Genomic DNA, 9,241 nt, shown 5'->3' on the forward strand with positions numbered 1-9,241 from the left:
GGGATCTAAACGCTGTGAGGCAACTCTCAAAGACTTGTGTATACACCGTAGCCTTGTGGGAGAGGCATAAAGCCAGTTGAGCTATTATGTTTAAAGTTGAGTAATAACTAAAGATATAAACACCCAACTCCTGAGTATGTAATCGTTGGCTAGAATATTAAATAAATAATCAAGTCTGAGATATTTGTAAGAAATACAAAGCCGGCAGATTTGTTTATAGATAGACTTGACTCGATGCTGTATAGTTAAAAGTTGTCGTTTACTCAGTAAGCATGGCAATGCTACCAAGTAGAAGGGTGAATTTGATGTCAAAATTTTACCCTATCTTAGGCGTAGAGCATAAGAAGTAGGCGGAATTTTGTTTATAGATGTTGACATCAGGGTGATTTAAAATGCCAACTCTCAATCAAAAAGATGAAATTAGGAAGTAAGTTTGATAGTATTGATTATGCTAAGTATACTATCATGGCATACTTCATAAAAATCAGTCTTTGCGAAGAATGCCTGCCAAATGTATCCCGTCAAGGAATGATTTATTTGTGAAGTCACAGGAGGAAGAGCTATTAGATGGACAAGATGAAACTCCCAAACAGAGCTTGTCTTGGACTGAAGCACTCTTGGCAACCACAGGGCCATTCCAACAGATTTCCCTCTCACAAGTGCAACAAATTTCTCCTAGTGCTTTAGCATATTTAGGGGATGCAATTTATGAGTTGTATGTTAGAATGTTCTATCTGCTGCCATTGCAGCGGTCAGGAATTTACCATCGTCTGGTAGTGGAGCAGGTAAGAGCAGAAACACAAGCGCTACATTTGCGATCGCTAATTCCTCATCTCAGGGATAACGAATTAGAAATTGTCCGACGGGGTAGAAACGCCGCAACAGGACGCCCTAAGCGACTTAATCCCGAAATTTATCAACAGGCAACTAGTCTAGAAACTTTAATAGGCTACTTATATATCACCGATTACCAACGTCTAACCGAACTGTTGCAAATACTTCATCTAGAAAAAGAGTGAAAACTCAATTTCGCAGTAGCCACAACACTAGATTAGGTTCAAAAAATTGAGGTAATCGGAACGATCAACCATACGCTATATTCATAACTCAAATGCAGGATAAACCCAGAAAAGTCAAGACTTCTAGCGAACCAAATCGTGGACAACCCGTAAAAATTAAAGGTAAACGTGTTGTTACTAATCCGGCTCGCAATCCCAGAAAAGTAGATAGCAACCCCATATCTGTTGCGAATCCGACTCGCAATCCCAGGAAAATAGATAGCAACCCCATATCTGTTGCGAATCCGACTCGCAATCCCAGGAAAGTAGATAGCAACCCCATATCTGTTGAGAATCCGACTCGCAATCCCAGAAAAGTAGATGGCAACACCATCTCTGTTGTTAATCCGAATCGCAATCCCAGGAAAATAGATAGCAATCCCAGTTATGGGAACTCGCGACAACGAAATAGCAGTTTCTCCCAGCCGTCTGTATCTACACAACCGACAGAAGAAGATAACGATCTCATTTACGGTCGTCATCCAGTATTGAGTGCATTGCAAAATCAGCGCAATCTTAACCGTCTCTGGATTACTACCCGTCTGCGGTACGATCCCAGCTTTCACCCTTTTCTTTTGCAAGCAAAGGAAAATGGCACAGTTATTGATGAAGTTGAACCGAAACGTTTAGACTATCTCACCAACGGCGCTAATCACCAAGGTGTGGTAGCACAAATTGCTCCCTACGCTTACATCGAATTGCCCGATCTAATTGAGCAGTGCAAATCTGTAACTGATGCTGTAATTGTCGTGGCTGACGGAATTACCGATCCCCACAACTTGGGAGCAATAATTCGCACTGCCGAAGCAATAGGCGCTCAAGGATTAGTAATTCCCCAAAGAAGGGCATCTGGGATCACTTCCACCGTGATGAAAGTGGCAGCAGGCGCTTTAGAAAATTTTGCTGTAGCTAGAGTTGTTAACCTCAGCCGTTCCTTAGAAGAATTAAAAGAAGCTGGCTTTTGGATTTACGGTACTGCTGCAAGTGGCAGCGAACCTGTGCATACAGTCAATTTCACTGGCCCAATCGTTTTGGTAATTGGCTCAGAAGGTGAAGGTCTAGGTATGTTGACTCAACGCTCCTGTGATTTTTTAGTATCGATTCCTCTACAAGGTAAAACTCCCAGCCTCAATGCTTCTGTAGCAGCGGGTATGGCGCTTTATGAGATTTATCGTCAGCGATCGCTAAATACGCTGCACTTAGATAAATTGCAAAAATTCTCTTTGAAAAATAACAGTAACAGAGTATAAAGAATATAAAGAAATGTAAAAGATAATAAAGCAGCAATATCGTTTAACACCCTGTAGACGTTTATAAATCGGCGAAAACCATGAAAACCATTTGGCATAACCTCAAGGAAGTGTTAATTAACACATTCGACTACATCGGCTTGGCTTGGTGGGTAGAGATTGTGACGCATAATCCCCGTTGCACGTATTACTTCGGGCCATTTCTAAGTTCTTCTGATGCAACATTAGCAAGCAAAGGATACATAGAAGATTTGGAGATCGAAGGAGCGCAGGGAATTATTGTGAATGTCAAGCGCTGCAAACCTAGTAACTTAACAATTGCTGACGACTTGGGGGAAAGATTTGACCGCAAAGTACAGCCTGCCTTTGGCGGTCAAATTTAAGTTAGGCCAGAGAATGAAAAGGATGCTCTGATGCAAAGACGTAAAGACACAGAAAATCCTTTTACCGGAGTTTATTGCGTCTTTTTCATTCATTGCGTCACCACATCTTCCCTCTCCTTTTCTTCTTCGTCAATAGTCAAAATTTTTTTAAATATTTTTTTTAATATTAAATATTTAGACTATTGACTACCAATTACCTGCGGATGAACTTCAAGCCAATGGTCAATATCATTTAGCACCTGCTGGGGAATTTCCCACGGAAAAAGATGGGCGGTGTTGGGATAGCACTGCCACTGAGAATTTTTGAGATGTTGAGCAGTTTGTAAGCTGGAATCAGATGTGATGTGGCGGTCTTGTTCGCCAGCAAGTACTAAACTGGGACATTGTATTTGTTGCAAATCTAAAACCCGATTGTATCCTGATTGAATTGCACTATAGAGGGCGCGAGTAGCAGCAGGAGAAGTTTGCAAATAAGCTGGTACTGCTTCTTTGGCAATGTAATTGTAAGTAATAGATGTATGTTGTTGGATTAGGTAGCGGAAAAGCGATCGCTTACCAAAAGTTTCAATATTCCATTGCCAACTCGGTTTTATATAGTTCAAGAGGGCAGCAACGCCAGTATATAAATTATCCTGCCAAGTAATAGGAGGATGACTGCCACGAGGTTTTGCAGCTGTCGCCACCAAAATCAGCCCAGTAACGCGTTCTGGCAAACGTAATGCCATCTCCATTGCCAGAATGCCTCCAAGTGACCATCCCAATACCAGGCACTTTTCAATCTGCAAACGGTCTAGCAGCGCTTCTAAATCAGTCAAATGGTCATTCATGTCAAAATTGCCGTTGTAGCGACTTTTGCCATATCCGCGTAAATCAGGGGCAAAAGTTTTGTAGCGTTTTGATAAATGATTGGTAAAGACAGAAAGACTACGACCAGTACCAGGATGACCATGTAAGCCCAAAATTGGGAATCCTTGACCTTGGGTGTAAACATTGAGACGTGCAGCAGTTGTGGTGTGGCGATCGCTCATTATTTGCCATTCTCCTGTCTGCCAATACTGCCAACTGCATCGATCGCAGCTTCGAGGGCGATCGCTACATGAGCCCAATGAGTCCCTCCCTGGCAATAAACCACATACGGCTCACGTAAAGGCCCATCCGCTGATAATTCCAAAGTACTCCCTTCAATAAATGTCCCTCCAGCCATAACCACTTGGCTCTCATACCCCGGCATATCATCTGGAATAGGATCTAAGTAGGAACCGATCGGAGAATGCTGTTGTATCGCTTTACAAAAAGCAATTAGCTTTTCGGCAGAACCAAGTTTAATTGCCTGAATTACATCTCCACGGGGAGCCAGAGGAGCAGGATTTACTGGATAACCGAGTTTATCAAATACATAACCGGTAAGATAAGTCCCTTTGATCGCCTCTCCTACCATTTGCGGCGCTAGAAATAAACCTTGGAATAGGAGACGATTTTGGTCAAAAGTAGCACCACCATAGCTACCGATACCGGGAGCAGTGAGGCGGCAAGCGGATGCTTCCACTAAGTCGGCACGGCCGGCGACATAACCACCAGCGCTGACAATGGTACCACCAGGATTTTTAATCAATGATCCCGCCATTAAATCAGCACCGACATCTGTGGGTTCTCTGGTTTCAATAAATTCGCCGTAACAGTTATCCACAAAGCAAACGGTGTTCGGATTTTGCTGTTTGACTAAATGAACGATTTTTTCAATATCGGCAATTGATAAACTAGGACGCCAAGAATAGCCACAAGAGCGCTGAATTAAGACTAAACGAGTGTTTTCAGCCACACTAGTAGTTAAAGCTTGCCAATCTATAGTTCCTTCTGGGGTTAGCTCCAATTGGCGGTAATTTATGCCAAACTCGATAAGAGAGCCTTGACCTTGACCCCGTAAACCAATGACTTCTTCAAGCGTATCGTAGGGAGAACCGACCACTGCTAACATTTCATCTCCAGGACGGAGAACACCAAACAAAGCACAGGCGATCGCATGAGTTCCTGAAACGAACTGCACTCGCACGGACGCTGCTTCAGCACCCATAACTTCGGCAAAAACTTTATCTAAAGTTTCTCGTCCTAAATCATCGTGACCATAGCCACTTACACCAGCGAAGTGGTGTGCCCCTACACGGTGATTACGAAAAGCATCCAGGACTCGTTTTAGATTATGCTTGACCTGAGTGTCAATTCCAGAAAAAATTTCTAATAGTGCCTGTTCTGCTTGCCGCAGCTGTTCTAAGCTGTTCATCAGTTCCTCGTTCAAAAAAAATTAAATTATAGATATGCGGATTTTAAAATCCCACATACTAGGCTGGAAAATTCAAATTCAGGTTACTGCATGACAATTGCTACTTCAACCAAACCTCAAATTAACTGGGTTAATACCCTGTTTTTCATTGGACTGCACATCGGCGCTTTATTTGCCTTTGTTCCTGGTAACTTTAGCTGGACGGCAGTTGGTGTGGGTTTCTTGCTGTACTGGATAACAGGTGGTTTAGGAGTTACTCTCGGATTTCACCGCCTTGTCACCCACCGCAGCTTTCAAACTCCCAAGTGGCTAGAGTATCTCTTGGTTTTCTTTGGCACACTCTCGTGTCAAGGAGGCCCAATTGAGTGGGTAGGGACACATCGCATCCATCATTTACACTCGGATACTGATGCCGATCCCCATGATTCTAATAAAGGCTTCTGGTGGAGCCACATGGATTGGCTGATTCACTACTGTCCCGCTCACGCTGATGTTCCTCGTTTCACCAAAGACATTGCCGAAGACCCAGTTTATCAGTTTTTAGAAAAATATTTCATTTTGATCCAGGTTGCTCTAGGTGTATTGCTTTTGCTTCTGGGTGGCTGGTCATTCGTTGTTTGGGGAATTTTTGTTCGCATTGTCTGGGTTTACCACTGCACTTGGTTGGTGAACAGCGCGACTCATAAATTTGGCTATCAGAGCTATGATTCTGGGGATCGATCGACTAATTGCTGGTGGGTAGCCGTACTAGTTTTCGGTGAAGGCTGGCATAATAACCATCATGCTTTTCAATACTCAGCTCGTCATGGGCTGGAATGGTGGGAAATCGATTTAACCTGGATGACAGTGCAATTGCTACAAGCAGTTGGTCTGGCTACTAATGTGAAGTTGGCCCCAACAAAAGTTAGTTAAGAGTTAGGAGTTAGGATGTGTAGCCTTTTTAACTCATAATTCATCACTTCTAACTCCTAACTTTTCAAAAAGCTATTTACTTACGGGTGCGCTTGTGTCGGTTAGGTTGCTATAATCCGAAGCGCTAATGTGAAGAATTTTTACGGCAAGTTACTTTTTGGTGACTTGGTGGAGGAGTTTGTTGTTTTTTAGGTGTCCATGACTACATCAATAATTAATAGCCAGAAACTAAGTGACGAGCCTAGTAATTCCGACTTTCGGCTCAAAGATATTGTCAAAACCCTGCCACGCGAATGTTTTCAGCAGAACCGTCGCAAAGCTTGGACACAAGTCCTGCTGAGTGTCTTGGCAGTCGCCTTGGGCTATTACAGCCTGATTATCACTCCTTGGTTTCTTTTGCCCCTAGCTTGGATTTTTACGGGCACTGCTTTAACAGGTTTTTTTGTAATTGGCCATGATTGCGGTCACAGGTCTTTTGCCAAACGTCGTTGGGTAAATGATTTGGTAGGGCATTTCTTCATGATGCCGTTAATTTACCCCTTTCACAGTTGGCGGATTAAGCATAATTACCACCATACTCATACCAACAAGCTGGATGAGGACAATGCTTGGCATCCAATTAGACCAGAAGTGTTTGAAAATTGGGATAAAACCCGGCAGTCTGCTTTTAAGCTATTCATGCGTAAACGCTTCTGGTGGGTAGGTTCCATTGGACATTGGGCTGTGGTGCATTTTGATTGGCGGAACTTCAAAACGAAAGACCAATCTAGTATCAAGCTGTCTGTGGCTGTCGTAGTTGTATTTGCAGCGATCGCTTTCCCGCTTCTTATCGCTACAACTGGTATCTGGGGCTTTGTCAAGTTTTGGCTAGTGCCCTGGATGATTTACCATTTTTGGATGAGTACTTTTACTATTGTTCACCACACTGCCGCAGATGTTCCTTTTGCAACAGCGAACAAGTGGAACGAGGCTCTAGCACAGCTATCTGGAACTATTCATTGTGATTATCCACGTTGGGTAGAAGTCCTGTGCCACGATATTAATGTTCATGTCCCTCATCATATTTCCACTGCGATTCCTTCTTATAATTTGCGGCTAGCTTACAGCAGCATCAAAGAAAATTGGGAGCCTTATTTACATGATGAGTGTCAGTTTTCTTGGCCTTTAATGAAACAGATTACAGACCAATGTCAACTATACACAACTGATATTGGCTATAAGACTTTTGACGAACATTATACAGAGCGATAAATAGCGCTGTGACTACACTCACGCTCTTGAACTCAACGAGAGCGTTTATTATGCTGTGTTTAAATAGAATTTGGTGACTTTTTACTAACTAAAAATTGTTAGCTAAATTGCCAAAAATTATCTTCTTTGGTGTTAGCGATCGCTAGTTTCGTGGGCATCCTAGAGGTGAGATTATCTTGTCTCAAAATCAAGTTCCGATTTATATCTAACAAAAGAATCCAGTGCAATTAGATACCATCAGTTTCAACAATCCTCTTAGCGGTGAAACGTCTGAGGATACAACTAAATTACCTTTCACTCTTCAAGATTTAAAAGCTGCAATCCCTGCTGAATGCTTTCAGCCCAATGTAACAAAATCACTTTTTTACTTCTTTCGTGACATCCTGATTATAAGTCTGCTTTATGCAGTAGCTAATTACCTGGATTCTTGGCTTTTCTTCCCGATTTTCTGGCTAATGCAAGGAACGATGTTTTGGGCTTTGTTTGTAGTCGGGCATGACTGCGGACACCAATCTTTTTCTAAGCATAAATGGCTCAATGATTTGATTGGACATCTTTCTCACACACCAATACTTGTTCCTTATCATGGTTGGCGGATCAGCCATAGAACCCATCACAAAAATACTGGCAATATCGATAACGATGAAAGCTGGTATCCTGTGACAGAATCACAATATAAGGAGATGCCCTTAGCCCAAAAGATAGGCAGATATTATGTTTTTCTCTTGGCTTATCCTGTGTATTTGTTTAAGCGTTCTCCTAATAAAGAAGGCTCTCACTTTTTACCTGGCAGTTCACTTTTCAAGCCATCGGAAAAATGGGATGTCATCACTAGTACTGTACTTTTGATTGGCATGGTAGGTTTGCTCGGTTTTCTCACCTACCAATGGGGTTGGATGTGGTTGCTGAAATATTATGCTGTGCCCTACCTTGTATTCATAGTTTGGCTAGATTTGGTAACATTTTTGCACCACACTGAGCCAGAGCTTCCCTGGTATCGTGGAGAAGATTGGACTTTCCTGAAAGGCGCAATTTCTAGTATTGACCGTGATTATGGTTTGGTTAATCATATCCATCACGATATTGGTACTCATGTTGCTCACCATATATTCCTTAACATCCCTCACTACAATTTACTGAAGGCAACAGAGGCAATAAAACCAGTGATGGGTGAGTATTTCCACAAATCGGAAGAACCTATTTGGAAGTCATTATGGCGTTCATGTGTCAGTTGCCATTTTGTACCTGATAGTGGTAGTAGGGTTTACTACACATCCAATAACAAGTTAGCTCAAGACTAGAGCCAATTTCAAAAGCCCTCTCCCAAGCTTGGGAGAGGGCTTTTGATTCATAGAAGAAGTCTAATAACTTAAGCTGGCTTGCTTTTGATGTTGTTCACCATGATGGTTACAGCCATCTTAATGATGATGGTGATGATGGCCAGGGCCGTGCGAGCAGTTTTGCAAATCTTGCTTCATCAGCTTGTCGCTGATTTCTTGCAAGGATTCATCTACAGCTTGTAAGCCAATCCAAGTATCAATCTTTTGGACATCAAATCCTACCTCACGGCGCTCGCCTACTTCTAATAAAGGCCGGCGAATTAACAGTGGCTCTTTTAGCATCAACGTCAAGGCGGTTTCGGCATCGATTTTTTCAGGAACCACCTCACCAGATTTTATCTTGGGAGCGGAAAGATTAAACCATTCGGCTACGGGGCGATCGCCAAAAAATGAACGCAACCGCTCAACTGTCCAAGGTTCTGTTAGCAGATTGCATGGTATCACTTCATGACCGGCAGCTGTGAGCAAAACTTTTTGCTTAGTACCACCTTTACAGCCTGGTTTGCTATAGAAAATTACTCTTGCCATTTAACTACCTCTTAACCTCTTAGTAGAATACGATTCGTTTGTAGGGGCGCACGGCTGTGCATTGATGTCAACTTAAGCTGAAAACTATATCAGACAGTTGTTTTGCAAATCCCTCACACCCTCATCCCCTAACCTCTTCTCCCTTGGGAGAAGGGGATTTGAATATCTAGCTCCCCTCTCCCCAAGGGAGCTACGGTGTACACACATCTTTGTATAAAACCAAAATCGTTGAAGATCCCCC

At 42.7% G+C, this 9,241-nt stretch carries 9 protein-coding genes; 6 read left to right on the top strand and 3 right to left on the bottom strand.

Going from position 1 to position 9,241, the window contains the following annotated elements; all coding sequences use genetic code 11:
* Nucleotides 1-539: 539 nt before the first annotated feature.
* The 3 genes from ACM0OX_RS34120 (at nt 540) to ACM0OX_RS34130 (ending at nt 2,691) form a co-directional block, all read left to right on the top strand.
* Nucleotides 540-1,019 (top strand): Mini-ribonuclease 3, encoded by a 480-nt coding sequence (locus tag ACM0OX_RS34120; protein WP_289798430.1) that lies wholly within the window; start codon nt 540-542, stop codon nt 1,017-1,019.
* A 92-nt stretch (nt 1,020-1,111) separates the two neighbouring features.
* Nucleotides 1,112-2,308 carry a 23S rRNA (guanosine(2251)-2'-O)-methyltransferase RlmB gene (gene rlmB, locus ACM0OX_RS34125; protein ID WP_414519464.1) on the top strand — a complete coding sequence of 399 codons (1,197 nt, stop codon included), beginning with the start codon at nt 1,112-1,114 and terminating at the stop codon, nt 2,306-2,308.
* Between the two features lie 80 nt (nt 2,309-2,388).
* Nucleotides 2,389-2,691: a DUF1816 domain-containing protein gene (locus tag ACM0OX_RS34130; protein ID WP_335196503.1), complete on the top strand. Its 303-nt coding sequence runs from the start codon at nt 2,389-2,391 to the stop codon at nt 2,689-2,691.
* A gap of 179 nt (nt 2,692-2,870) precedes the next feature.
* On the opposite strand, the gene ACM0OX_RS34135 is transcribed toward ACM0OX_RS34130, so the two are convergent.
* Nucleotides 2,871-3,719: an alpha/beta fold hydrolase gene (locus ACM0OX_RS34135; protein ID WP_414519466.1), complete on the bottom strand. Its 849-nt coding sequence runs from the start codon at nt 3,717-3,719 to the stop codon at nt 2,871-2,873.
* Entirely contained in the window at nt 3,719-4,969 is a 1,251-nt protein-coding gene (locus ACM0OX_RS34140) for an aminotransferase class I/II-fold pyridoxal phosphate-dependent enzyme (RefSeq protein WP_414519467.1), read from the bottom strand. The genes ACM0OX_RS34135 and ACM0OX_RS34140 overlap by 1 nt, the downstream gene beginning before the upstream one ends.
* 90 nt (nt 4,970-5,059) lie before the next feature.
* On the opposite strand from ACM0OX_RS34140, the gene ACM0OX_RS34145 reads away from it, so the two are divergent.
* From ACM0OX_RS34145 to ACM0OX_RS34155, 3 genes are all read left to right on the top strand, one after another.
* On the top strand, nt 5,060-5,881 hold the full coding sequence (locus ACM0OX_RS34145) for an acyl-CoA desaturase (RefSeq protein ID WP_414519469.1): 822 nt from the start codon (nt 5,060-5,062) through the stop codon (nt 5,879-5,881).
* 198 nt (nt 5,882-6,079) lie between these two features.
* Complete coding sequence (locus ACM0OX_RS34150) at nt 6,080-7,132, top strand: fatty acid desaturase (RefSeq protein WP_414519471.1); 1,053 nt, start codon at nt 6,080-6,082, stop codon at nt 7,130-7,132.
* Between the two features lie 221 nt (nt 7,133-7,353).
* Nucleotides 7,354-8,433 (top strand): fatty acid desaturase, encoded by a 1,080-nt coding sequence (locus tag ACM0OX_RS34155; protein WP_414519473.1) that lies wholly within the window; start codon nt 7,354-7,356, stop codon nt 8,431-8,433.
* A 117-nt stretch (nt 8,434-8,550) separates the two neighbouring features.
* Here the strand turns inward: ACM0OX_RS34155 and ACM0OX_RS34160 are convergent, their stop codons facing one another.
* The gene (locus tag ACM0OX_RS34160; protein ID WP_414519474.1) at nt 8,551-9,000 is read right to left on the bottom strand and encodes an ArsC/Spx/MgsR family protein; all 450 of its coding nucleotides are present in this window, start codon (nt 8,998-9,000) and stop codon (nt 8,551-8,553) included.
* Between the last annotated feature and the right edge of the window lie 241 nt (nt 9,001-9,241).

This window comes from Nostoc sp. PCC 9305, from assembly GCF_963920915.1.
GTDB lineage: Bacteria > Cyanobacteriota > Cyanobacteriia > Cyanobacteriales > Nostocaceae > Nostoc.

What these genes read in the sequence shown, in the direction of transcription:
- ACM0OX_RS34130 (WP_335196503.1), top strand. Translation starts at nt 2,389, where the DNA reads ATGAAAACCATTTGGCATAACCTCAAGGAAGTGTTAATTAACACATTC.
- ACM0OX_RS34135 (WP_414519466.1), bottom strand. Translation starts at nt 3,719, where the DNA reads ATGAGCGATCGCCACACCACAACTGCTGCACGTCTCAATGTTTACACC.
- ACM0OX_RS34160 (WP_414519474.1), bottom strand. Translation starts at nt 9,000, where the DNA reads ATGGCAAGAGTAATTTTCTATAGCAAACCAGGCTGTAAAGGTGGTACT.
- ACM0OX_RS34145 (WP_414519469.1), top strand. Translation starts at nt 5,060, where the DNA reads ATGACAATTGCTACTTCAACCAAACCTCAAATTAACTGGGTTAATACC.
- ACM0OX_RS34150 (WP_414519471.1), top strand. Translation starts at nt 6,080, where the DNA reads ATGACTACATCAATAATTAATAGCCAGAAACTAAGTGACGAGCCTAGT.
- rlmB (WP_414519464.1), top strand. Translation starts at nt 1,112, where the DNA reads ATGCAGGATAAACCCAGAAAAGTCAAGACTTCTAGCGAACCAAATCGT.
- ACM0OX_RS34140 (WP_414519467.1), bottom strand. Translation starts at nt 4,969, where the DNA reads ATGAACAGCTTAGAACAGCTGCGGCAAGCAGAACAGGCACTATTAGAA.